Source organism: Exiguobacterium sp. FD-YE-25-4, from assembly GCF_057004685.1.
This window is the reverse complement of the sequence record NZ_CM168041.1, coordinates 791,665-815,265: the sequence shown is the minus strand read 5'-3', so window position 1 is coordinate 815,265 and position 23,601 is coordinate 791,665. Positions and strand designations below refer to the sequence as shown.

Sequence of the window (23,601 nt, the reverse complement as noted above, 5' to 3'; positions counted from 1 at the left end):
ACCAAAAAGAAGCGGTCGCTGTGACCGCTTCTTTTTTCATCGATTTAGGAACGCCTGCATCGCCTGCCGATGAACGTCCGTCTGACCACATTTCCGTTGCCAGATGATCTCTTGCTCGAGACCGTCCTCGAACGAGTCGGCCCGGAATAACGCCTTCATGCCTTGCACCGCCGTCGGTGACTTGGCTGCGAGCGTCTCGGCATAGGCCGTCAACCGCTCCAAGTACGCCTCATCCTCGACGAGCTCGGTGACGAGACCGAACGTTTCGGCCTGTTCGGCATCAATCGTGCTGCCGCTCCACATCCAAGCGAGCGCGAGATCGGGCCGCATCAAGCGCCGTAAATGGTACGGTCCCCCGGCATCGGCGACGAGACCGATTTTGATGAACGCCGAACTGAACTTCGTCGACCGGGCGACGAGACGGACGTCCGCCGCGAGCGCCAGACTGAGTCCCGCCCCCGCCACGACCCCGTGAATGCCGGCGATGATTGGTTTCGGACAGTCGGCAAGCGCCCGCACGAGCGGATGGTACACCTCTTCCAAATACACCCCATAGTCGGCGTCACTCTCAATCGTCAAGTCCTGTCCCGATGAGAAGGCACGCCCTTGCCCGACGAGCACGATGACGTGGACGGCCTCATCCGCCACGAGCTGCTCCATCGCTTCCCTCGCCTCACGAAGCAACGTCTCATTTAATGCGTTCAATTTTTCCGGCCGGTCCCATTTCAGCCAGCCGACCCCGTTCCGCTGTTCCAGTTGAATCGTTTCCATCCCATTTCCCCCTTTACTAAAATGAATCACTATTCATTTCTATATCGGTCATTCTGTTTCCTTCTTGTCATAGAAACTTTCCGAGTTCGATTGCCCGACGCTACCACTATTTGCTATTCTTAAAAGAGTCGTTCAACGAAAGGGTGGGGCTGATGCAACTGACGAATGCCGCAAGACAATTGAAACAACGGAACATCCCGTTCACGTACCACTCCTACGAAGTGGACGCGTCCGACGTCTCCGCCAAACATGTCGCCGCGTCACTCGGTAAACCGCTCGACCAGCTCTATAAAACGATTTGTCTCGAGAATGAGCAACGGCGCTACGCCTTCTTCCTCATCTCAGGAGATTTAGATATCGATTTGAAAGCGGCCGCGAAAGCCTGGGGCGCCAAAAAAGCCTCCCCTGTCCCGATGAAGGAGCTCGAAACGCTGACCGGCTACATCCGCGGCGGTGTCTCGCCAATCGGGGCGAAAAAACGGTTTCCTGTCTTCTTGCATGATAGTGCCAGACAAAAAGATACGATCATCATCTCGGCCGGCAAGCGCGGCTACCAACTCGAACTCACACCGACCGACCTGCTCCGGTTCACGGACGGTCACTGGTTCACTCAATGACAAAGAAAGATGGAGGCAATACCTATGTGGAAAGAACGAATCCGCTCATGGATTCCTAACTCGTTTACGTTCGGCAACTTGTTCTGTGGCGTCTTGGCGATCGTTTATGCGGCGCGCGGCGACTTCTCGAACGCGACGCTGCTCATCATCATCGCCATGATGCTCGACAGTTTGGATGGACGGCTGGCCCGTATGCTCGGCGTGGCCGGTGACTTTGGAAAAGAACTCGACTCGCTCGCCGATGTCGTCACGTTCGGGGTCGCCCCGGCGCTTCTCGCCTACTATACGTTTTTCATCGATTACGGCAACTACGGTCTCTTCTTCGCCGCCTTGTTCCCGTTGTTCGGTGCTTACCGCTTGGCCCGCTTCAACTTGTCGGCGACGAACGTCACGGCCAGTTACTTCTCGGGCGTCCCGATCACCGCGGCCGGTGGCTTGCTCGCCGTCGTGACGACGTTCGGGGACCAGATCAACGAGTTGCTCACCCCAATCTTCTTCACGGGTCTCGCTCTGCTCATGGTCAGCCGTGTCCGCATCCCGAGCTTTAAAGACGTGCCGCTCCCGCGCCACTCGTTCATCATCACGGTCAGCCTTATCTACTTGACGTACATGATTTTTGCCCGGTGGAAAGAATGGCCATCGTTCTGGTTCATCGCCGTCACGTTCTATGTCTTATTCATCGCTTTCTCGTTCGTCAAAAAACGAAAGCGGATGGCGAATTGACGGGTCCCTCTCGAGGGACTCTTTTTTTTGCATGCATTTATTAGACGCAAGCCGCAAACCTCTCTAGAATGAGAATAGAGGTGATGAAATGAAAGTGTATCCATGGATTTGGAAATGGTTTTTGGTTTGGTATGTCGTCGGGGTCGTCCTCGTCGGCTTTGATTTGTTGCCGAGTTGGCTCGAATGGGCAAACCCGGTCTTCTTATGGCTCGCCGGTCTCATCGGCGGTTGGGTGATTGCGGACGGCGTCCGCCACGCCCGCCTGATCGTCCCGTTCATCTTCTTCGGTTCAATCGCTGTCGAGACGCTCGGTGTCAAAACCGGGTTCCCGTTCAGTGAGTACATCTACGCGGAGGCGTTCGGTCCGACCGTGTTCGGTGTACCGGTCACGATCGGGGCAGCTTGGCTCGCCGTCATCGGCTCGAGTTTTGCCGTCGCCCGCTTGTTCTCGTTCAAGAACCGGACGCTCTGGCTCGTCCCGTTCCTCGCCGTTTGGCTCGATATGGCGATTGACCCGGTCGCAGCGAACGTGAAAGGCTACTGGGAATGGGCCAATGACGGTCTGTATTATGATATCCCGACGCAGAATTTCGTCGGTTGGTTCGGACTGTCACTCATTTTCTCTTGGTTGCTCGACCGGTTTGAAGTCGAAGCCGAGCCGATGTTACTCGGGCACGGACGTTATTTGTTCGTCATGCTGCACGCCCTGTTCGGTGTCACGGCCGTCAACGCCGGTCTTTACGGCATCGGCGTACTCAGCGTTGTCACAGCCGCAGGCCTCATCTTGATAGAACGGAGGAGCCGACATGATCGAAGCGAGCAAAAAGAAATGGTTCAATAATCTGTTCTCGACGTTCGTCAAAGAACGTCAAATCCGTCCGTTTTTCCATACGATCCACGTCCGGGCCGATGACGTGCCGACACCAGGATTGTTTTTGAGCACACATAGCTCGTGGTGGGACGGGATGATTTTGCTCATGTTGAACGAATACTATTTGCGTCATGACGTTCACGTCTTGATGGATGAGGATGGGTTGCGCCGCTTCCCGTTCTTCCGTCACTTGGGCGCGTTCTCCATCAAAAAAGGCAAACTGTCGGACGTGCGCGCCTCGCTCGACTACGCCAATCGGCTCTTACTTGCAGGCAAGTCCGTCTGGGTGTTCCCGCAAGGACGCGAGTATCCACAAGAGCATCGTCCGCTCGAGATTGGCTCAGGTGTGACGATGCTGCTCCACCAGCCGGAAGTCCGGCTATGCGCCATCTATTATACGTTCGCGTCGCACGCCGCTCCGCTCGTCTATGTGCGCTTCCGCAACCATACGGTCGTCTCCAAGACGCGGCGGCTTCAAAAACAAGAGCTCGCCGAAGCACTCGAACGCCTATATGACGATACGCGCGACGACGTAATCAAGCAGTCCGACCGCTATATCGCCTTGTTCCCGCCGAAGCGCAGTTTGGCAGATTGGACGGAGCACTTGCTCCAAATCGGAAGAGGCCGCTGATGGTGATTTTGTCGCTCACGTTTTTGATGCTGCTGTTCACGTTGGTCAACTTGCTGTTCCTCCGTCCGCTCACCGCACCCATCCCAGCTCCTCCGACCGCGGTGTGCATCCCACTGCGGAACGAGGAACGGAACGTGCCAAAACTCATCACGAGTTTGAAGGCCGCCTTGACGGATGAAAGCCACGTCTATTTATACGAGGACCGGTCCGAGGATGCTACATACGAGGCACTCGTCCGGGAAATCGCGGACGATGCCCGCTTCACCATTTTCCGTGGGGTGCCGCTCCCGGAAGGTTGGGCCGGCAAAGTCCACGCGTGTCATCAGCTGGCGACCCAGACGACCGAGCCGTACGTGTTGTTCCTCGATGCCGACGTGACGATCGACCCGACGTTCATCGGGCGACTGCACGGCACACTCGCCCGTGAAGGGGCGGTCTTCTTGTCAGGTTTTCCTCGTTTCCCGACACCAACGTGGCTCGGGAAACTGTTGATTCCGATGCAACACGTCTTGATCGCCCAACATTTGCCGTTGTTTTGGCGAAAGGTGCGTCATCCCGCCTTCGCCGCCGCCAACGGAATGAACGTGCTCGTCGAACGGAAAAGTTATGACGACGTCGGTGGACACGCCTCGATCCACAATTCATTGATCGATGATATCGATCTGTGCCGTGAGTTCAAGCGACGCAAAAAAGTCACATCGCTCGTCAACGTCTCGCCTTACATCACATGTGACATGTATGCGACGAATGAAGAAGTGTGGAACGGGTTTTCAAAGAACGTATTCAAGGGAATGAATGAAGCAGTGGGCATCGCCCTTTATTTCTTCTTATACTACGGCACCCAGCTGTCTGCTTTCATCGCACTCCTCGTCCGCATGGACTGGATCTCGTTCTTGGCGTGCGTGTTCGTCTTGCTCGCTCGACTGGCGATCGACGTCAAATCGGGAGGACGCCACTTTTGGCTCCATCCGTTCAGCCTCATCGCCTACTTGTTGCTCCTCGCGAGCGCGGTCGTGCGCAAATGGCGACGAAAGCCGATTTCATGGAAAGGCCGGACGTATCAATAATCTCGCTAGGAGGCACAACATGAAACATATCGCTATTATCGGGGCCGGGCTCGGCGGCTTGAGCGCCGCCGTCACCCTTGCCGCCCGCGGTTACGACGTGACCGTCATTGAAAAGAATGAACATGTCGGCGGAAAACTCATGCCGATCATCACCGATGGACACCGGTTCGACTTCGGGCCGAATACGATTACGATGCCGGACGTGTTCCGCTCCGTCATTCGCAACAGCGGGGCCAACCCGGATGACTATTTTGAGCTCGTCAAACTTGAGTCGCACACAGTCAATCATTTCTCTGACGGTTCGACGTTCACGTTTCATTCAGACCGCGAGAAAATGGAAGCCGAGGTACGCCGTCTGACCGGCGATAAGGCCGACAAGAATCAATTGACCGACTACTTAGACGAGGCGGAGAAGTTGTTTGAAATCGCCAATAACCGGTTCTTCACACGGATGGATTCAAAAATCGATACCGGCCTTTGGGCTGACATGATGAAAGTGCATCCGCTCAAGAGCCTTCATGCGCTCCATAAGAAGTATTTTAAAGACCCGCGCATCATCCAGGCGCTCGACCGCTATGCGACGTATATCGGCAGCAGTCCGTACGTCACACCCGGTACGTTCGCGCTCATTTCGCACCTGGAGCTGAATGATGGCGTCTATTTTGCCAAAGGTGGGAACTGGACGATTGCGAAAGGCTTCGCCAAACGGGCGAGCGAGCTTGGCGTCGAGTTCAGGCTCGGTCATGAAGTCACAAAAATTGAAGTGACGAACGGAAAAGCTCACGCGGTCGTCATCGACCATGAAGAAGTCATGTCTTGTGACGCCGTCTTATTGAACGGAGAACTGCTCACGCAGTATCCGCGACTCGTCGATGCTTCTGACCGTCCGTCGTTCCCGGTGCCGACGCGTGACACGATTGAACCATCGGTGTCCGCTTTCGTCATCATGGTCGGCTTGAACAAGCGGTTGAACTTGGCGCATCATAACGTCTACTTCTCAGACGACTACGAAGCGGAATTCCGGGCGCTGTTCGACGAGGAACGCTATGCGGACGAACCGACGATTTACATCTCGAACTCGGCCCATACGGACCCTTCGATGGGAGAAGCTGGCGACAACTTGTTCATCCTCGTCAACGCGCCGGCCCATATGACCGACATCGATGCCGAGACGTATGAACATTTGATTCGCCGACGCCTCCGGAAATTCGGCGTTGAGTGGGAAGATCGCGATGTCGTCTTCCATCGCCGTGTCACCCCGCTCGACTTGACGCGTGATTTTTACGCATATTACGGGGCACTCTATGGGACATCGGCCAACTCGAAAAAAGGAGCGTTCTTCCGACCTTCCGCTCGCTCGGAAGATGTGTCCAACATTTGGTTCGCTGGAGGCTCGACCCACCCTGGCGGCGGCAGCCCGATGGTGACGCTTTCAGGACAATTTGCGGCCCGGTCGATGTTAGAGGACATACCTCTGACAATTTGAACATTTTGTGAACAGAAGATTCGACACTTGTCGACACGGGATAGACGTGATAACATCATATTCGAGTTCAAGCAGTTTTGTAACGTTTGTTACACCTGTAGCGATCGAATGGCTTCCCCGAGCCTATCGCGTTTTGAACTTGTCACACCCGAGAAAAAAGTGATGAGCGAGTTTCCCCACTCGTATCCCGCGGCTGGAACAGCATGCATTATGATGTTCCCCCTTAGTCCATCAAGCATCCTGCTTCAGCGAAGATGCCCCATCGTTTCATTCCCCATGAGACGAGGCACATCTTTAGGGTTCATCACGTCCGATTCGTTCGTTTCCCCGATGAACGAATCACACAACGCTTACACCACTTTTGGTCCCCCGCCAAAAGTGGTTTTTTTGTGCACAAAAAAGGCAGCCGTTTTGCGACGGCTGCCTGATTTTATAACTTGGCCAACAGTTTCCCTTTTTGAATCGTCGAGACAAACGCCCGCTTCGTGAAGACGTCGTGCCCATTCTGCCGGGCCGCGTCCAAGATGCCTTCATAGAGCAATGCCGCCGCGCTGACCGGCTTCCGGCTCGTCGCAGGATATAAGTGATGGGTCTCCCGGGCCCGGACGTATAGGTGTTCGGCCCGGCGCGCCATCGTCTCCCAGACGTCGATGAACGCCGGGGTCACTTGTCGCGCGAACAAATCGGCTTCCGCGACACCGAACTCGGCGAGCAACGATTGTGGGACATAAATCCGATCTCGGTCGAGGTCTTCCCCGACGTCACGCAAAATATTCGTCAACTGCATCGCGATACCTAAGTCGATCGCACCTTGTTTCAACTGTTGCCGTCCCGTCGCATCCACGTCCGGCGCGAGGATCGGCAACAGCATCAAACCGACGGTGCTGGCCGCATAGTAACTATATTGCTCCGTCTCCTCGAGCGTCGCGTAGCGCGTTTTATGTAAGTCCCACTTCATGCCTTCAGCCAATTCAAAGAACGGTTCGACGTCCATGTCGTACCGTCCCCAAACGTCACGCAACGCCACCCAGAGCGCATCGGTCAGATGTTCACCGGCCAAGAAGCGATCGAACTCGGTCAAAAAGTCCGTCAAGCTCTCTTCAGGACGGTCGGATTCATCGACCGCGTCATCGAGCGTCCGACAAAACGCATAGACCGCGGCCACGGCCTGACGGTCTGGTTTGGAGAGCAAAGAAAAGGCCCGATAAAACGTGAGCGAGCCTTTTTTCATTACGTCTTCACAGTGACGATACGCTTCTTGTGTCGTCATGGTACAATGCCCCCATTTCTTCTTCCATTCTCTTCACTAACAGCTGCGAGCCGATCATGACAATCGGGACGCCTCCGCACGGATGCACCGATGCTCCGACGGCGTAAAGTCGGTCGATGTGCGCGTACGGGCGAGCCTGTGGTTTGAACGCGGCCGATTGGGCCAATTTCGGGGCGATGCCGAAACTCCCGCCTTCAAATAACCCAAATCGTTCCGCATCCATCGGCGTCCGAACTTTCATCTCAATGACACGATCCCTGAAGTCGGGGACCATCTGTTCGATCCGGCCAATCAAATGCTCGATCGCACCGCTCGTTTCAAAGTCCTCACGCTCCAATTTACGTGGGACCGGCACGAGGACATAGAGAACGCTCGTCCCGTCCGGTGCCAGCGTGTCGTCCATCAAAGACGGATTGAACGTATACATCGCCGGATACTTGCTTAGTTTACCATCTTCGAAGATGGTCCGCATCGACCCGGCAAAATCATTCGGCAAGTCGAATTGGTGGATCGGTAAATCGATGTCCCCGGTCACGGTGAAGTAAAGCAGGAGCGTCCCGCTCGACGGTTCGTATGATTTCGGCTTAACGCCATCAATCAACCGTTCCATGAGGGGGAAATCACCGTTGACGACGACCGCATCATACGGATGAACGACACCATCCACGATGACCGCGTTCGCCCGGCTTTGTTCCACCTGCACCCGTTCGACGTTCGCGTTCAACTCGAACTTGACGCCGCGTCGTCTCAACTCTTGTTCTACTTTCGTCGCAAGTGAGAAATATCCTCCCTTGACGTACCAGATTCCTTCTTCTTGTTCGCGGTACGGGATCAAACCATAGAGGGATGGGGTATCATATGGGTTCCCACCAATATAGAGCGTTTGGAGGCTGTAGGCGACGCGCAGACGCTCGTCTTTGAAGAAGCGTTTCATGTTCTCGTGGGCCGTCTCATACGCCTTCAAGCGCATGAGGAGCATCAATAGTTTCGGTTCGAACAAATCGGTCTTGCCTTTATAGCCCCGGTCTAAGAATGCATCGAACCCGAGGCGATACTCTTCTCGTTTTTGAGTCATATACTTTCTAAAGCCGTCGCCCTCGTTGAACAGACGGTCGATTTCGGCCGCCTGACGTTCGATGTCACGGTATTTGTAGAACGTCGTGCCATCCTCGTAACGGAGGCGATAAAGCGGGTCGACCTCGATCAACTCGAGCTCTCGCTCCGGGAAACCGGCCTCGAGGAGCTGACTTTTCAATTTTCCGGGCAATAAGACGATGGTCGGCCCTTCATCGACGCGGGCGCCGTTCTCGAACTCGACATAATTGAGCCGGCCGCCGACACGAGCTTCTTTTTCATAGATGGTCACGTCTAACGACGGATATTTGTGGGTCAGGAGCAAGGCCGCGTAAAGCGACCCAATTCCGGCACCGACGAAACTGATGTTCATTGGCCGACACCTGCCCGGTCACGCAACAGGTTGGCGGTGATGCGCGCCGATTCAAAAATCGTCGGCAGTCCGCTGCCTGGATGTGTCCCACCGCCGACGAGCCAGACGTGGTCGAGCTCCTCGAACTGGTTATGGGGACGGAAATACATCATCTGTGACAAGTTATGTCCTAAGTTGAACGTCGCCCCTTCATAGACACCGAACGCTTCCCAATCGTTTGGCGTGAGCGGCTGCATCACCTCGATATGGTTCCGGATCTCACGATACGGCGAACGAGTCTCAAGTGCATCGAGGACGCGCTCGGTCATCGTCGTCTCGAGCGTCTCCCACGGTAAATTCGACAGGTTGTTCGGCACCGGGACGAGCACATAAAGCGAGGATTTCCCTGACGGTGCGAGTGTCGGGTCAATCCGTGAAGCATTTTGGACATAGAACGAGAAGTCTTCGCTCAGCTTCAGGTCTTGCGTCATCTCTTTCACATTACGCTCGTAGTCGTCGGCGAAATGGATCGAATGGTGCGCGACATCATCATAGACACGGTCGAGTCCAAGATAAAGCATGAACGTCGAACACGAGTAGCGTTTCTTCTTCAGCTGTTTTGGACTCCAACGTGTGAGTGCGTCGCTTGGGACGAGTGTCGTCATCGCATGGGCGAAGTCGGCACCGACAATCACTTCGTCAAAGGCATAGTGGACATTGTTCGCTACGAGTCCGTTGACGCGTTTCCCGTCGAGCAAGAGCCGGTCGACGCCTTCCTCGAGACGAATCTCCCCACCCTCTTCTTCGATGACGCGCGCCATCGCTGTGCAGAGTTGATTCACGCCGCCAATCGGATGATGGACGCCGTAAGCATGTTCCATATACGACAAGATTGAGAAGCCACCCGGGCAATCCCACGCCGACATGCCGAGGTATTTCGCTTGGAACGTGAACGCGTACTTCAGCTCTTCGCTCGTGAAATACTCTGACAAGACGTCGTATAACGACTTGCCGATCGATAAGAACGGGAGCGCCTTCAAGACGCGCGTCGCCACGTAATCGGTCAGTTTGTCATGTGCCGTCTGGAGCACCGGCATCAGTTTCGACAGCTTGATGGCTTGTTCGGCCATGAAGCGTTCGTACCCTTCCCCGTTGCCTGGGAACTGCTCTTCAATCGCCTGATGCATTTGATCGCGATCGGTCGTCATCGATAAGACCCGATTTCCTTTATCAAAATAAAGATCATACATCGGCTCGAGTCGTTTCATCTCGACATAGTCGTGTAAATCTCGACCTGTCTCTTCGAAGATCTCTTCTAAAATGTATGGCATATTTAAAAAAGTCGGGCCACGATCGAACGCGAATTCTCCGACTTGCAGACGCGACGTCCGTCCACCGACGAACGCCTGCTTCTCAAACACTGTTACTTTCACACCACGACTTGCAAGCAGCATAGCGGCCGCAAGTCCTCCTGGTCCGGCACCGATTACGGCGACTCTTTTTTCCGACACGTTGAACAACTCCCTATGTGAAAAGTCTCTTATGCTTCTATCCCATTATAGAAATGACTGGAGACAAGTTCAAATCTGAATCGGCTCGTCGTGTGTCCGCGATGTGTCAATTGTCGCGTTTCGCGATGACAATGTACCATGACCCTTCTGGGATGAACGGGATGAAACGGACGTTGTCGAAACCGACCTTGTGCATTTGACGACGTAACTCACGAATCGTTGGGAGCGGATAGAGGTTATCATGCAACGTCATGAACGCATTGAACGCTGAGGCAAATCGAGCACCGAGCGGCGTCTCGGCGAGAGGCGTGACGAGGACGGCGACACCTGCTTCGTCTAAGTTTTCGAGCATCCGTCCGAGCAGTTCGATTCGTTGTTCCGGAGAGAAATAATACAACATATTATTCATCATGACGGCATCAAATCGTTCATCGTGATCCCACTCCATAAAATCGGCTACTTCATAGCGAATCTCACCGGACTCATCTTGTTCCCGCGCCTCTGCGATCACGTCTTCCTCTAAATCGATGCCGGTCAACTGCCAATCGGGTTCGAGTCCGTGCAGTTTGCGTAAGTAACCCCCGTGGCCGCACCCGATATCGAGCATCGTCTTGACGTCGGCTTGCCGCAACAGCTGCTGCACGACCGGGAACGCGACCGTCTCGACGAGCGTCGACGTCTGTGCGACGACCTGGCCATGTGTCGCCCCATCGAACGTTTTCTGTTTGCCCGACTCTAAAAAGTCAGGATATGCGATGAGTGCCGGAATATGAAGTTCCATCATCTCTTGGAGCATAAAGCCGATGCTGCGCTCATCTTCGTGCGACAACTGATATTTCAAACTACGGGTCGGGAAATAGCGCCAACCTTTCTTCTTCAAATGGCGCACGGCGACCCCGACGTCGAGCCAACGCTCGAGCGCGAGTTTCGTCAACGGTTGCTTCAAGCGAAGCGTCATCTCCGCAAAGCTCGCCCCGCCTTGGAGCGCATCGAACAACCCATATTTATAGCCGATATATCCGTGCCAGAGCGGCAGGAACGATTCGGTTTGTTTCATCCATCTGCGTGCGTGCAAGACGCGTGACCATTCATTCATCTGTTGTTCCATCGTTTCACCTCATCATCGTTATCACTGATTTTTTTATTTTCCCCTAATAATTTACGGACAAACAAAAAAATCCCACTCCGATGTGCGAAGTGGGAATCAAACTTAAATGAAGTTGCTGAAGAACGACTGTCCATACGGCAACGCATAGCCGATGAAGATTGTCACAAGCGCGAGAATCGCAAAACCGCCGAACATCGTGCCCGCAGGTTTGTTCTTCTTCACACGGATGAGCGTCATCTCACCAAAGATGAGTGTCAAGAGTCCGACCGTGATCTTCACGTGGTAGAACATGCCGCCTTCGAGTAATTGAAGATACAAATAAAGTCCCGTGCCGAACGCGACGAGCAACATGAGTCGAAACGCCATGTGGGCGATCTTCCCGCTCTTGTTGGCATTTTTGTAGCCGATATAGGCGACAGCGAACAAGACGAGTAACAAGACCCAGCTCGTGACGTGCGTGTGTAGGAATGCAATCAATGGCATTCTAAGTCCCCCTTTCCATTATGTACAACCTCTATTGTACACGAGTCGCTCTGATTGCGGTCAAGCAGGCCACTGAAAAATCTGATTGCCTATCAAAAAGACGCCTGATCGAGGAATGATCAGGCGCCTTGTCGTATTTCATTTATTAAGCTGTCGTTGACTCTTGTTCGCGAACCGCGTATTCGAAGCTCGGAATCACGACCGTGAACGTCGACCCTTGATGTTGGACCGACTCGACATGAATCTGTCCGGCGTGACCGCGCACGATCTCTTGACAGATCGGAAGACCGAGTCCGGTTCCGCCGATTTCTCGGCTGTCGGAATTATCGACCCGATAGAACTTGTCGAAGAGACGGTCGAGCGCGTCGCTCGGAATACCGATACCTTGGTCCTTCACTTTAATCGACACCGATTGATCGTGGTGGGCCAATTCGACGGTGATTTTTCCGCCGCGCGGTGAATACTTCACGGCGTTCGAGAGCAAGTTGCTCATCAACTGCTTGAACTTTTGACAGTCGGCGAACAGTTCATACGGACGGTCATCGGCCGTGATGAGTTCAAACTTATGCTTCAGCGAAGAAGCCTCATAGAACGTCATCATGTCGCGGATGACCGGCTCGATATCGAGCTGTTCGCGGTCGTACATCTGACTGCCGGCTTCCATCCGTTGCACGTCGAGGAAATCGTTGACGAGATGCGTCAGGCGCTCCGTCTCGGCGTGAATCGTCTGCAAGTACTTCGCTTGCTTCTCGTTCGGCAACTGCTTCTTGACCATGAGTTCGGTGAACCCGTAGATCGACGAGAGCGGTGTCCGCAACTCGTGGGAGATCGTCGAGATGAATTCGCTCTTCAAGCGTTCCGCCTCGGTCTCGCTCGTGATGTCACGGAAGACGAGCAACGTCCCTTTCGACAACCCGCCGACGACGATGCGTTCCGCATACATCTGCAAGTTCATCTCGCCTTTACGGATCGAGAAGCTGACGCTGTCATGCGGGAAGTCGTCGGTGAAGAGGCGATCGGTATACTTCAAGAAATCATCTTCTTGGTCGACTGTCGTCGAAATCGTCTCTCGCCATTCGTTCCACGACAGTTCCGCGAGTTCTCTCGACGTGATGTCGTCAAGCTCAGGGAACATCTCATAGAGCGGACGGTTGACGAAGACGTCATCGGTCGAATGTTCGACGTAAATGACCGCCTCGCGAATTGAATCGAGGATCCGTTCCGTCTTCCCTTTCTCACGGGTCATCTCTTCAAACAGACGCATCCGGAGAAGCGAGAGCGACAACTGACGAGCGAACGACATGATGTCACCCATCTGTGTCTGCGTAAAGCGATCTTTATAGCGGACGAGATAGATGAACGCGATGATCGAGTCATCTGTCGGGTCATGGACCGGTACAGCCGTCTCATACATATAGTATGGGTACGGGAGCGGGTGGTCGCTTGCGACTTGTTTCGACGAATGGACTGTCGTCCGAAGCGTCATCGCCCGCGTCAAGACTGAGTTCTCGCTGTCGAGCAACTGACGCGTGAGCGTCTCGTTCAATCCGTGGCTTGTGATTGAGAACGAGCCTGTCGCATCGACAAATACGAGGGCGCCGACTTCGGAGTCGGTGATGGCGACCAGTTTCTCGATAATCTCTGGGTAAGCCGTCAACGAATCGCGGGCCGCGAGCGTCTCGGTCAACTCGTTGCGGTAAGCCAAGTGTTGCTCGTTCTGTTGTGTCTGCTCCAAGATTTCTTCGAGTTCTTGCTGTTGCGCTTGAAGTTCTTCTTGTTGCGCAATCAACTCTTCTTGTTGCGCCTGTAATTCGTGGTTCTTTTCAATCAAGTGACGTTCATTGTCACGAAGCGTCTCGGCCATCTTGTTGAACGATCGTGACATGATCCCGATTTCGTCTTCACGTTCCATCTGATCACTCAAATCGACGATCTCGCCTTTCAACAACCGGTCAGATGCGACCGAGAGACGTGAAATCAAACGCGTTTGACGGCGCAAGAATGGTTGGATGAACAACAAGATCAATGCCGCGAACGACAAGATGCTCGCGATCCACAAGAATTGAAGAATATCATTGTTTAACTTCCAAGCGTCATATACTTTCTGCTTCTCGCTATCCATCAATGATTTATAATCTTCTAACGCCGTCTCGATCTGTTGGATTGGGCCGAGTGTATCGATGCCGCGTTCCGGGCTATAGGGAACGACGCCTTGTTCAATCAAACGTTCGGCAGTCGGCAATGCCAATACCGTCTCCGGATCAATCGTATCTTCGGTAATTTCACCTTCGGCGCGCAATTGTCCGTATTCTGTCGTCACCGGAAGGATGACGCCAAAATAGAAGTCGTGGAATTCTTGCAAGTCGTCTGCGAAAATTTCACCTTGCTTCGTTTGGACGACGCTCTTGAACCAGTTGATTTCTTGCTGGAACTCGTTCTCTTTCGACTGAGCCCGTTCAAGCGAATCGGTGTCTCCGAACAAGAGATAACCGCGCGAATCATACTGGACGCCTTGCCACTCATCCCACAGCGTGTTCAACCGCTCAATCCGTTCATCAACGTCTTCAAGCCGTTGTTCGTTTTCAGCAACTCGCTCTTGCATGTACGTGTACATGATCATCGATCCGACCAGCGCGAGCGCGAGGAAGGAATAGAGAACGACCATAAGGTCGCGACCGAGTTTTTGTTTAAACCATCTGTTCAATTCACGATTCCTCCTATAATCTTCACCAACTCAAGTGGACTGAACGGCTTAGATATAAAGTAGTCGACGCCAATCTCGTTCGCGCAATCACGATCAGATTGTTGGCTCTTCGCCGTGAGCATCATCACTTTTGTATGTTGACGTCCCGGTAGTTTCCGAACTTTCTCGATGACCTCAAGACCGGTCATGCCTGGCATCATATGGTCGACAATCACGAGGTCATACTCGTTCTGTTCGATTAGCCGGTAGGCTTCAAGGCCGTCTGGCGCTTCATCAATGTCATATCCTTCATCTTCTAATGTATCTAAAACAAGCATCCGTAATACTTCTTCATCTTCTGCTAGTAAAATTTTTACCATGACGATTCCTCCATTTTTTATCCCATTCCATTATTTTAACGGATTCAGTTCGTAATCACAAAAAATAAGGGTGTACGGTGTATAACCGTACCCCTTTTTCTTCACAACGTCTACATTATAATACAACAATTTCCTGTAATTCGAGCGAATAAATGAGCATCTGCCCGACCGTGATCCCCCAAATCGCCTCGATGGCCTCGCGATAGAGCGATAATTGGACATGATAACGGTCGCGCAACATTTGTTTCGCCGCGTCACGGGATTCGCTCGAAAAGAGCACAGAATCCGATTTATAGTCGAGAAGCACGTATGTCTCGCCGTCATGGAACAGACAATCGATAATCCCTTGAATCAGCACATGTTCGTCAGTGAACGTCCCGCTCGGATTGACCCGTTCGGCCGGAACCGTGTACGTAAACGGCAACTCGCGCCAGCCAGTCCCGGTTTGAAGCGCTACCGTTAATGCGCGCCCCGTGTCTGAAGCAAAGAACGCCTCGATTTCAGGGATGGCAAGCCTTGCCGTCTCGACCTCGACCGGGCTAAGCATGCCGTCGGCTTCCCAGCGATCGATTTGTAAGGCGAGCGGTTCCGACGGGTCGATCAATTGAAAGACAAGGTGTAACGTCGTACCCCGCTCGGCTCCCGTCTGTTTCGATTGTTTCCACTTCGGCTCTCGGTACGGGGTGTCACTCGCCCGGTACGTCTCTTCAAACGCCGCCTGCTCGAGTTGGAGAGCGCGTTTCAGTTCCGTGACCGTTTGCTTGGCAGCCGTCTCGGTCGCGGCTTGGGCCGGATATTCATAAGTGAACGCCCGGCGGACAAAATCTGTGACGTTCGCCTCGTCTTTGACCGGAAAGTCGATCGCTTCGAACTGTTTGACGTGATGGAGCTGCGCCATCATCTCTTGGAGCGTGGCGACTTCCGCCAAGTCCTCTTCGCCGATGATACGGTACGTCCACGGGGTCGCTTCCGATTGGGGTGCGACGATCGGCAACCCTTGCTCTTCTAAAAACGGGGCCGCCCCTTCGAGTTTTAAGAGCGCCGGAGCGACCCAATCGAGATACGTCTTCGCCTCACGGCGCGCATCGGCCGATAAAGTCGTCCCGGTTTGCTCGACGTGCAACCATTGCCCGATCTGTTTCCCAGGCTCTTTGACCGTCCCGACCAAAATCAGTTTTTCTTTCGCGCGGGTGAGCGCGACATACAAAACGCGCATCTCTTCGGCTTTCATCGTCGCATCGAGATCGCGGCGAATCATCTCTTTGACGAACGTCTCCGTCTTCGTGCGGGTGACGACGTCAATCGCGTCGAGGGAAATCCCGTAACGTTTATGGAAGATGACGCGCTGCATTTGATCGCGCTTGTTGAACTGCTTCCCTAGCTGAGCGACGATTGTGACCGGAAACTCGAGTCCTTTTGATTTGTGGACTGTCATGATCCGGACGACGTTTTCTTCTTCACCGAGTGAACGCGCCTCGGACAAGTCCTCACCGTTATCCTGAAGCCGATCCATCACGCGGAGGAAACGATACAAGCCGCGGTAACCACTCCGCTCATACGACAACGCCCGGTCATAGAGCGCCTTCAAGTTTTCTTGGCGCCCTTTCCCGCCCGGCAGTCCGCCGGCAAAATCATAAAATCCTGTGTCGTTGAACACTTGTTGAATCAATTCTGACAAGCTGTGGTTGCGAGCGAACGTGCGCCACGCTGACAACGCGTCGAGGACATCGCCACACTTCAGACCGAGATCGTCCTCATCATCTGCTTTCGCTTTGAGCGCCTCAAAGAACGACTCTTCCGACTCAAGGCGGATTTTCGCCAACTCTTGGTCGCTGAACCCGAACATCGGCGAGCGAAGCGCCCCGGCGAGCGGGATGTCTTGGAGTGGGTTGTCGATCAGTTTCAACACCGCGAGCATCATCCGAATCTCCGTCGCTTGGAAGTATCCCCCGTCCGAATCGGTGTAGGCCGGGATGTTGTACTGTGTCAAAATATCCATCAACTGTTCGACCCGCTCTTTCTTTGAACGGACTAAGATGACGATGTCACGATATTCACACGACCGGAGCAAACCTGTCGCTTCATCGGTCACTTTGAACGGTTCCTCGCCCGAGACGAGCTCTAAAATCCGGGTCGCGATGGCCCGGCCTTCGAGTTCTTGTTTCGACAAGTCGCGGCTCTCCCCGTTGACGAGAATGAGTTCAGGACTCGCCTCGAGCGCCTCATAGTCACGCCCCGGGACGAGACGTGCCGCCTCATCGTATTCGATTTCGCTCACTTCCTCGTCCATCAACCGGACGAACAAGTCGTTAATGCCGTGGAGTACCTCGGCTCGGCTTCTGAAGTTTTGGGACAAGTCGATCCGTTGTCCCGACCCATGCTGTTTGAAGCGCGTCGCCTTCTCGATGAACAAGCGTGGTTCGGCATGGCGGAACCGATAAATCGACTGCTTGATATCGCCGACCATGAACAGATTTCCGACATGCTCGACTTCATTGCTGACAAGCCCGATGATCGTCTCTTGAATCTCGTTCGTGTCCTGATACTCATCGATCAATACTTCGGCGAAACGTTGCTTGTAAAGCGAAGCGACCGAAGATGGTCCTCCCTCGTCTCGTAAAATAGCGAGCGCATAATGCTCGAGGTCGCTGAAGTCGACAAAAGCACGATCCCGCTTCGCCTGTTCATAGGCGGCACCGAACGTCCGCACGGTCTTAACGAGCGTCTCGACGAGCGGACGTTGTGTCATCAACACGTCCAAATAATCGGCCCCACTCGTGCTCGCTTGGGCGATGGCTTCACTTAACTTCTTTTTCGCCTGATCGTATGCCGGCTTCAATACCGTGTGATAGACGTGATGTTCTTCTTTCTTTTGAACGGATTTCATCGTCCCGAACTTGACGGCGCGGGAAGCCGTCTCGAGCTCGCTCCACTTGAACGAGTCCGGATCGAGATTCGCAAATGGTAAAATCGCCTGTTGCACGTTCTCGGATTGCGCCTCATAACCGGCGAGCCGAAGTTCGATGGCGACGCGACGGAGCTGACGCAATGCTTTTTCGATGTCTACCCAAAGCAGACGCCCGAATTCAATCAACAGTTGTTCCTCATCAGGATCCCCATCGAACTGATACAACGACACAAGTTCGTCCAAGTACGCTTCCGGGTCTGGTAGCGTCCGTGCATAGTGATAGAGGCCGAGAATCAATTCCTCGATCTCACTGTCGCCCCGGTCCGACGTATAGGCGTCAATCAAAGCGAAGAAAGCTTGGTCTTGTTGACCGTACGCCTCCTCGAGCACATCCTCGAGCACATCGTCCTGCAAGAGCACCAAGTCCCGTTCCTCGGCGATTTTGAACGCCGGGTCGAGGTCGAGCAAATAATAATTCTCCCGAATCACTTCGAGACAGAACGAGTGAATCGTCGTGATGAGTGCCCGGTTGAGCATTTGGCGTTGCTTTCGAATATAGGCGTTCTCGGGATCGTCACGGAGTGCCCCGTCGAGTGCTTTGGCGATTCGACGTTTCATCTCGGCCGCCGCCGCATTCGTGAATGTGACCACGAGCATGCGGTCCGCCGTCAATTCGTCCGTCTCATCCAAGAGACGGCTCGCGAGCCGTTCCACGAGGACGGCCGTCTTGCCGGAACCGGCTGCCGCCGAGACGAGCACGTGGGATCCTCTGGCATCGATGGCCGCTTGTTGGTCATTCGTCCACTTCATCGACGTCACCTCCTAATCTTGACAAGACGTCATCTTTTTCTAATTTCTTCAATTGCCGTGGCTCATTAGACAGCGCCTCATCAAAGTGACAGACACTTTGGAACGGGCACGTCTGGCAGGGCCGTCGTTCTTTATATTCATATGGCTCGACTCCGATTTCACCGTCATACATCGCCTCGGCGCTCGCCTCCGCCAAATTAAGGGCATGGTCCATCAATTGCTCGAGCTGTGGCGGGGAGACGACTTTTTTCGTCGTATTCGCATCGATCGTCCCATCTTTCTTGTACTTGACCGGGATGACGATTGATTTTTTCTGATCGAGTTTCGCCGTCCGGTCCATCGCCTCTAAAATGGCAGGATCGTCGACGAGCAACCCTTGCATCTGATACGATTCGAGCACTTTCCGCTCGGTGTCCGTGTCCGTCTCGGCCGGTGCGACGAGCGGCCGGTGGACGTGGAAATAAAGCGCCGCTGCTGGGGCGACATTCTCTTGCGTCCAGGCGTTCGCCTGCTCGATCAGCACTTTCAAATAGATGAGCATCTGCATGGCGAGCCCGTAATAGATTTCGGCGAAGTCGATTTCTCGTTTGCTCGACTTATAGTCGACGATCCGGACGTAGAGCTGATCATGGACCGAGGCCGTGTCGACGCGGTCGATGCGACCGACAAGTTCACACGTCGCCCCGTTACTGAGCGTGAACGACACGGGCGGGAAATTGCCGCTGCCGAAGGCGAGTTCGAAAGCGACGGGGTCGAATCCGTCCCGTTTCGATTGCTCGATCAACACTTCCGCCGTCTTGCTGACGACATCGGTCAATTTCTTCTTCAAATAGCCATACCGGTTCGAACTCATCAAAATCGCATTTTGAATTTCCGGCGTGACGAGTTCGACGGCCGCCTCGGCGAGTGACGAACACTCGTCGCGGCTCACATCCCGCCATTCTTTCCCGTCCATTTTCACGGTCTGGGACATATGCTCGATCGTGCGATGGTACAAGTTTCCGATATCCGGCGCTTCTAACCGATATAGGCGACGTTCTTTCAAACGGAGCCCATAGCTCGCAAAGTGACGGAACGGACAAGCCTGGAACGTCTCGAGCCGTGAGACGCTCGCTCGAATCGAGTTTGTATAAAGTGACTTGGCGACATCTTCCGGCAACGGTTGTGGCACGTTTTGATAGAAGAGTGCACTCGTCAATAAGCGAATCCGTTCGCGGCCTTCCGGATGTTTCAACAGTTCGTTGTACACTGTGAACCACGTATCTTGAATCGGATAATGCCGGCTGAGTCGTTGCAGTTCGAGCGCTGTCACCGCTGCCGTCTGATTCACGTTCGTGATAAAAGATAACTGGTCGCTCGGGCGATGTTCCCCGGCTTCCGCGAAATGGGTCGTCACGACTTTCCCGCCACTGAGGCGGGCTTTCAGGTCAGCGATAAAACTCGCCGGTTGAATCGCCTTGCCAGCCCGGTCGACGAGGGCATAGCTGACGAACACACGATGGCTCGGTGCCGTGAGCGCCTTGTATAAATAGTACGTCTCGTCATCAAATAAATGCTCGGTCGCTTTCCCGGCCCGAACGCCGTTGTCATGCATGAAATCAAGGTCCTGGTCGGTCAACAGTTTCGACTGGGTCGCTACGAGCGGGATTTGATCTTCGTTTGCTCCGAGTAAGAAGACGACCTTTTTATCAATCAAGCGGCCCCGGACGTAATCAGTGACCGTCAATTGGTCCAGAGATGGCGGGACGAGCGCGTAGCGTAAACTGTCGAGCCCGGTATCCATCATCTGCAGGAACAGTTCGGTCGAGAGCGTCTCATCTGGCGCCGCCGCTTCCAACTGCTCGAGCAAGTGCAACACGGCATCCCACACTTGGGTATGTTCTCTCGCTTCGAGCAATCTCGATTCCTCGAGCGCCTCCTCGCGCCAATAGGCGAGACAAGACGCCACATCAACCCGTTCTAAAAAGGCATAGATGGCGTGCGTGTAAGCTTGCATCGTCTTCGCCGCTTTTAAATCGGCCAACAGCGGGTCGAACGTGTCAACGACGGTTTGGCGGTAACGATTGAGTGCCGTCTCCAAGTCAAGTTCTTCCCCGGTCAGCCGTGCCTCTTCTTCGGCTCGGCGTCGCAAATACCAATCCTCGTGCCAGTGATAATGTTTGATCCCACGCTCGATGACAAACGCCTCGAGCCGGTCGACCGACGTGCGCCGATGCTCCGCATCGAGCAAAATCAGTTCGGTTTTGAGCGCCCGAAACACCGGTTCTTCCCGGTAGCCGCGAATCGCGACCTCAATCGTCGCCTTCAATAATTCGACGACGGGATGATCGAGCATCGGTTGCCGCTCATCGAGGAAGAACGGCAACCGCATTTTTTGGAGCGCTTGTGTCGCCAAGTCGCCGTATTCTTCAAGCGAGCGTGACACGAAAGCGATATCGCGATAGCGGAATCCTTCCTCGCGGACGAGCCGAACGACCTCACGGACGGCCGCCTCGACTTCTACCGACCGGTCGACGGCCGCGTTCAACACCACGTTCGAATCAGGACGCGTGTATGGAGCTGCCGTCACTTGCCCGAACGTCGCCTCGAGATAGGCCAGGCTCGGATGTTGGAAGCGCGGAGATCCTGTATGAGGGTGGTCGTTTGACGAGAGACCGCGCTCGGCCAACAGCTCTTTGAAACGCATGAGTGTCCGTTGCGTCGGTCCGAACGACGGATGAGGCCGATAGAGCGAATCCGGGTCAATCGTCAACAGCACGTCGAGCGGCGCCTTCTCCGCTAAAGCGACGAGCACGGCTAGCTCCTGTTCCGAAAATTCATTGAACCCATCGACGTAAAACTGCGTCCCGGTCAAATCGATGTCCGGCAACAGTTGTAGCAACACGTTGAAATAGTCTTCCGCATGGAGCGATTTCCCTTCCGTCATCGTCAAGAAGCCCTCGTAAAGAATCGACAAATCTTGGAGTTTGAGGGACCGGTGTTGGTCTTGCTCGCTTAAGCGGAGCAACTGCTCGGGATCGACGAGGCCGCGCTTGAGGAGCGTGATCAACTGGTTCAGTTCCTCGTAAAAGCCGAACTGGTTCATCGTCCGGCGGAACAACGTCAATCGTTCCTCGTTCATCTCGACGACGCGGCGCAACAGCAAGTGCGTCCCTGTCTGATCTAAAAACTGTTCGGTCGCGACGCCACGGTCGCGCATCATCAAAAAGGCGAGTCGACGCATCGATAAGACTTGAATCCGGGTCGACCCGTTCAAGCCGTCCGTCATCGCCATCTTCCGTTCCATCTCAAACGACATTTGGTCTGGGACGAGCATATAGATGGTCGGTCCGCTCGGGTCACGCTTCAGCTCTTCGATGACATGTTTCGTCATCCATTCGCTTTTTCCGCTCCCGGAACGCCCGACATGAAAAGTGACCGTCATTTAGGCGAACACCCCTTCCCTTTTTTCTTTATTATGACCCATTCGACCTCGTTTGTAGAGGGAAATCCTTTAACAGCCCGGGAAGAAAATTGACCAGCCCGCTTCAGTCCCCTTTTCCGCAAAAATCGATTAGACTGAACGTATGAGGGGGAAAGAAGATGAGTGCATATGAACAATTTGGAGGCGAACGTGGCGTTCAGCAACTCGTGGACGCTTTTTACGACCTCGTCTACGCCGATCCGATCTTATTGCCGTTGTTCCCGGACGACAAAGACCGGGTCAAAGCGCATCAGTTTGAGTTTTTAACACAACTGCTCGGGGGACCGAAACTGTATACGGAACGTCGCGGTGGCGGCAACTTGGCGATGATCCATCGCGACCACCCGATCTCGGAAACGCACGCCGGCCACTGGCTCGGCTGCATGGAGCAAGCGCTCAAAACAGTCGATGCCCCCGAATCGGTCAAGCAACAACTGTTCCATCGTTTGATCATGTCATCCTCGAACGTCGTCCGCGTCTGCTCCCACCATTTTGAGTAGTCAGCATTTCGAAAAGCGGGTATGATAAGAAAGTAAGTAAAGGAGGTCGTTTTTCATGACAGAAGAAGAAAAAAAAGAGGCCGTTTCCTCTGAAGAAGAAACGGAAGAAGTAGAACCGACGGCAGTCCTCGCCGACGCCCTCGCAGAGGATGAAGAGGAAGAAGACCAACCCGAAGAAAAGAACATGGACCATATTAAAGGCGTGTTCAACTATCCACATGAGAATGGACGAGAGTACCGCGTCGTCTTCTATAACGATCGCAAAAACCTCGTGTTCCGTGAACTCGGGAACGGGAAAGTCGAATTCGTCGGCCGTTTCACAGACGAGTCGTATGACCAAGAGAACGAAGCAGAGATGCGTGAACTCGGCGAGCAACAGCTCGAACGGATTCTCGCGGATCGCCTCAAATAAAAAAATCGCCCGCGGGCGATTTTTTTATTTGTGCTTGTTTTTGTTTTGTTTTTTCTTACGAAGCGCGTAAATCGCACCCGCAAGTCCTCCGGCGACAGCAATCCCGGCCATGACCGGCACGAGCACTTTTTTCGTCGGAATCATCTCTTTCACCCGTTCATAAGGTGTCGGCACCGACAGCTCGAGTTGAACCGCCGACTCGCCGTGACCGTGCGCACGCGCCTGACGAGCCGCATCGGTAATGACGACACGTCCCGTCGTATAACGACGAACACCGTGTTCATCGGTGTACGGGCGACGGACACGTTTGACGCCACGCACGGTGCGCCCACGAGCCGCATCGGGTCGGACTATCCGTTCACTCGTCCACGAGCGGCCCCCTGTCGCGCTATAAGCAGGGCGCATCTTGCGCCGATTGATCCATGTGTACGAATCGTTCATGTCTATTCCCTCCAATATACTGAAGTACCTTTTCTTATTA

At 54.0% G+C, this 23,601-nt stretch carries 19 protein-coding genes; 8 read left to right on the top strand and 11 right to left on the bottom strand.

The window, feature by feature from the left end:
- Nucleotides 1–36: 36 nt before the first annotated feature.
- The gene (locus AC13H5_RS04205) at nt 37–771 is read right to left on the bottom strand and encodes an enoyl-CoA hydratase/isomerase family protein (RefSeq protein ID WP_138859858.1); all 735 of its coding nucleotides are present in this window, start codon (nt 769–771) and stop codon (nt 37–39) included.
- Between the two features lie 152 nt (nt 772–923).
- Between AC13H5_RS04205 and ybaK the strand changes: the two genes are divergently transcribed.
- From ybaK to AC13H5_RS04175, 6 genes are all read left to right on the top strand, one after another.
- On the top strand, nt 924–1,388 hold the full coding sequence (ybaK, locus tag AC13H5_RS04200) for a Cys-tRNA(Pro) deacylase (RefSeq protein ID WP_034776595.1): 465 nt from the start codon (nt 924–926) through the stop codon (nt 1,386–1,388).
- Nucleotides 1,389–1,412: 24 nt separating this feature from the next.
- On the top strand, nt 1,413–2,111 hold the full coding sequence (gene pssA / locus AC13H5_RS04195; RefSeq protein WP_021066674.1) for a CDP-diacylglycerol--serine O-phosphatidyltransferase: 699 nt from the start codon (nt 1,413–1,415) through the stop codon (nt 2,109–2,111).
- Between the two features lie 88 nt (nt 2,112–2,199).
- Nucleotides 2,200–2,952: a carotenoid biosynthesis protein gene (locus AC13H5_RS04190; protein WP_034776593.1), complete on the top strand. Its 753-nt coding sequence runs from the start codon at nt 2,200–2,202 to the stop codon at nt 2,950–2,952.
- Nucleotides 2,918–3,613: a lysophospholipid acyltransferase family protein gene (locus tag AC13H5_RS04185; RefSeq protein WP_483546350.1), complete on the top strand. Its 696-nt coding sequence runs from the start codon at nt 2,918–2,920 to the stop codon at nt 3,611–3,613. The genes AC13H5_RS04190 and AC13H5_RS04185 overlap by 35 nt, the downstream gene beginning before the upstream one ends.
- Complete coding sequence (locus AC13H5_RS04180; protein ID WP_483546349.1) at nt 3,613–4,680, top strand: glycosyltransferase family 2 protein; 1,068 nt, start codon at nt 3,613–3,615, stop codon at nt 4,678–4,680. The genes AC13H5_RS04185 and AC13H5_RS04180 overlap by 1 nt, the downstream gene beginning before the upstream one ends.
- Nucleotides 4,681–4,699: 19 nt before the next feature.
- Complete coding sequence (locus AC13H5_RS04175) at nt 4,700–6,166, top strand: phytoene desaturase family protein (protein WP_034776586.1); 1,467 nt, start codon at nt 4,700–4,702, stop codon at nt 6,164–6,166.
- Between the two features lie 430 nt (nt 6,167–6,596).
- Here AC13H5_RS04175 and AC13H5_RS04170 read toward each other — a convergent pair whose 3' ends face one another.
- The 9 genes from AC13H5_RS04170 to addB form a co-directional block, all read right to left on the bottom strand.
- The gene (locus AC13H5_RS04170; RefSeq protein ID WP_483546348.1) at nt 6,597–7,436 is read right to left on the bottom strand and encodes a phytoene/squalene synthase family protein; all 840 of its coding nucleotides are present in this window, start codon (nt 7,434–7,436) and stop codon (nt 6,597–6,599) included.
- A complete protein-coding gene (locus AC13H5_RS04165; protein ID WP_034776582.1) occupies nt 7,405–8,883 on the bottom strand; it encodes a phytoene desaturase family protein in 1,479 nt (492 codons plus the stop codon). The genes AC13H5_RS04170 and AC13H5_RS04165 overlap by 32 nt, the downstream gene beginning before the upstream one ends.
- Complete coding sequence (locus AC13H5_RS04160; protein WP_215190421.1) at nt 8,880–10,406, bottom strand: phytoene desaturase family protein; 1,527 nt, start codon at nt 10,404–10,406, stop codon at nt 8,880–8,882. The genes AC13H5_RS04165 and AC13H5_RS04160 overlap by 4 nt, the downstream gene beginning before the upstream one ends.
- 73 nt (nt 10,407–10,479) lie before the next feature.
- The gene (locus tag AC13H5_RS04155; RefSeq protein WP_034776575.1) at nt 10,480–11,481 is read right to left on the bottom strand and encodes a class I SAM-dependent methyltransferase; all 1,002 of its coding nucleotides are present in this window, start codon (nt 11,479–11,481) and stop codon (nt 10,480–10,482) included.
- A gap of 102 nt (nt 11,482–11,583) precedes the next feature.
- The gene (locus AC13H5_RS04150; RefSeq protein WP_034776573.1) at nt 11,584–11,964 is read right to left on the bottom strand and encodes a YisL family protein; all 381 of its coding nucleotides are present in this window, start codon (nt 11,962–11,964) and stop codon (nt 11,584–11,586) included.
- A 145-nt stretch (nt 11,965–12,109) separates the two neighbouring features.
- Nucleotides 12,110–14,668: an ATP-binding protein gene (locus AC13H5_RS04145; protein ID WP_483546347.1), complete on the bottom strand. Its 2,559-nt coding sequence runs from the start codon at nt 14,666–14,668 to the stop codon at nt 12,110–12,112.
- Complete coding sequence (locus tag AC13H5_RS04140) at nt 14,665–15,027, bottom strand: response regulator (RefSeq protein ID WP_021066686.1); 363 nt, start codon at nt 15,025–15,027, stop codon at nt 14,665–14,667. The genes AC13H5_RS04145 and AC13H5_RS04140 overlap by 4 nt, the downstream gene beginning before the upstream one ends.
- 115 nt (nt 15,028–15,142) lie before the next feature.
- The gene (gene addA / locus AC13H5_RS04135) at nt 15,143–18,745 is read right to left on the bottom strand and encodes a helicase-exonuclease AddAB subunit AddA (RefSeq protein WP_214752394.1); all 3,603 of its coding nucleotides are present in this window, start codon (nt 18,743–18,745) and stop codon (nt 15,143–15,145) included.
- On the bottom strand, nt 18,729–22,169 hold the full coding sequence (addB, locus tag AC13H5_RS04130) for a helicase-exonuclease AddAB subunit AddB (RefSeq protein WP_483546346.1): 3,441 nt from the start codon (nt 22,167–22,169) through the stop codon (nt 18,729–18,731). The genes addA and addB overlap by 17 nt, the downstream gene beginning before the upstream one ends.
- 158 nt (nt 22,170–22,327) lie before the next feature.
- Here addB and AC13H5_RS04125 point away from each other — a divergent pair, with 158 nt between their 5' ends.
- Both AC13H5_RS04125 and AC13H5_RS04120 read left to right on the top strand, forming a co-directional pair.
- The gene (locus tag AC13H5_RS04125; RefSeq protein WP_138859867.1) at nt 22,328–22,708 is read left to right on the top strand and encodes a truncated hemoglobin; all 381 of its coding nucleotides are present in this window, start codon (nt 22,328–22,330) and stop codon (nt 22,706–22,708) included.
- 55 nt (nt 22,709–22,763) lie between these two features.
- A complete protein-coding gene (locus AC13H5_RS04120; RefSeq protein WP_034776562.1) occupies nt 22,764–23,120 on the top strand; it encodes a hypothetical protein in 357 nt (118 codons plus the stop codon).
- A 24-nt stretch (nt 23,121–23,144) separates the two neighbouring features.
- Here the strand turns inward: AC13H5_RS04120 and AC13H5_RS04115 are convergent, their stop codons facing one another.
- On the bottom strand, nt 23,145–23,561 hold the full coding sequence (locus AC13H5_RS04115; protein ID WP_034776560.1) for a hypothetical protein: 417 nt from the start codon (nt 23,559–23,561) through the stop codon (nt 23,145–23,147).
- Nucleotides 23,562–23,601 lie beyond the last annotated feature (40 nt).

Coding starts and splice junctions, on each gene's coding strand:
- AC13H5_RS04120 (WP_034776562.1), top strand. CDS start 22,764: ATGACAGAAGAAGAAAAAAAAGAGGCCGTTTCCTCTGAAGAAGAAACG.
- AC13H5_RS04140 (WP_021066686.1), bottom strand. CDS start 15,027: ATGGTAAAAATTTTACTAGCAGAAGATGAAGAAGTATTACGGATGCTT.
- AC13H5_RS04165 (WP_034776582.1), bottom strand. CDS start 8,883: ATGAACATCAGTTTCGTCGGTGCCGGAATTGGGTCGCTTTACGCGGCC.
- AC13H5_RS04175 (WP_034776586.1), top strand. CDS start 4,700: ATGAAACATATCGCTATTATCGGGGCCGGGCTCGGCGGCTTGAGCGCC.
- AC13H5_RS04115 (WP_034776560.1), bottom strand. CDS start 23,561: ATGAACGATTCGTACACATGGATCAATCGGCGCAAGATGCGCCCTGCT.
- AC13H5_RS04205 (WP_138859858.1), bottom strand. CDS start 771: ATGGAAACGATTCAACTGGAACAGCGGAACGGGGTCGGCTGGCTGAAA.
- pssA (WP_021066674.1), top strand. CDS start 1,413: ATGTGGAAAGAACGAATCCGCTCATGGATTCCTAACTCGTTTACGTTC.
- AC13H5_RS04155 (WP_034776575.1), bottom strand. CDS start 11,481: ATGGAACAACAGATGAATGAATGGTCACGCGTCTTGCACGCACGCAGA.
- AC13H5_RS04190 (WP_034776593.1), top strand. CDS start 2,200: ATGAAAGTGTATCCATGGATTTGGAAATGGTTTTTGGTTTGGTATGTC.
- AC13H5_RS04170 (WP_483546348.1), bottom strand. CDS start 7,436: ATGACGACACAAGAAGCGTATCGTCACTGTGAAGACGTAATGAAAAAA.
- AC13H5_RS04180 (WP_483546349.1), top strand. CDS start 3,613: ATGGTGATTTTGTCGCTCACGTTTTTGATGCTGCTGTTCACGTTGGTC.
- ybaK (WP_034776595.1), top strand. CDS start 924: ATGCAACTGACGAATGCCGCAAGACAATTGAAACAACGGAACATCCCG.
- addA (WP_214752394.1), bottom strand. CDS start 18,745: ATGAAGTGGACGAATGACCAACAAGCGGCCATCGATGCCAGAGGATCC.
- AC13H5_RS04185 (WP_483546350.1), top strand. CDS start 2,918: ATGATCGAAGCGAGCAAAAAGAAATGGTTCAATAATCTGTTCTCGACG.
- AC13H5_RS04125 (WP_138859867.1), top strand. CDS start 22,328: ATGAGTGCATATGAACAATTTGGAGGCGAACGTGGCGTTCAGCAACTC.
- addB (WP_483546346.1), bottom strand. CDS start 22,169: ATGACGGTCACTTTTCATGTCGGGCGTTCCGGGAGCGGAAAAAGCGAA.
- AC13H5_RS04150 (WP_034776573.1), bottom strand. CDS start 11,964: ATGCCATTGATTGCATTCCTACACACGCACGTCACGAGCTGGGTCTTG.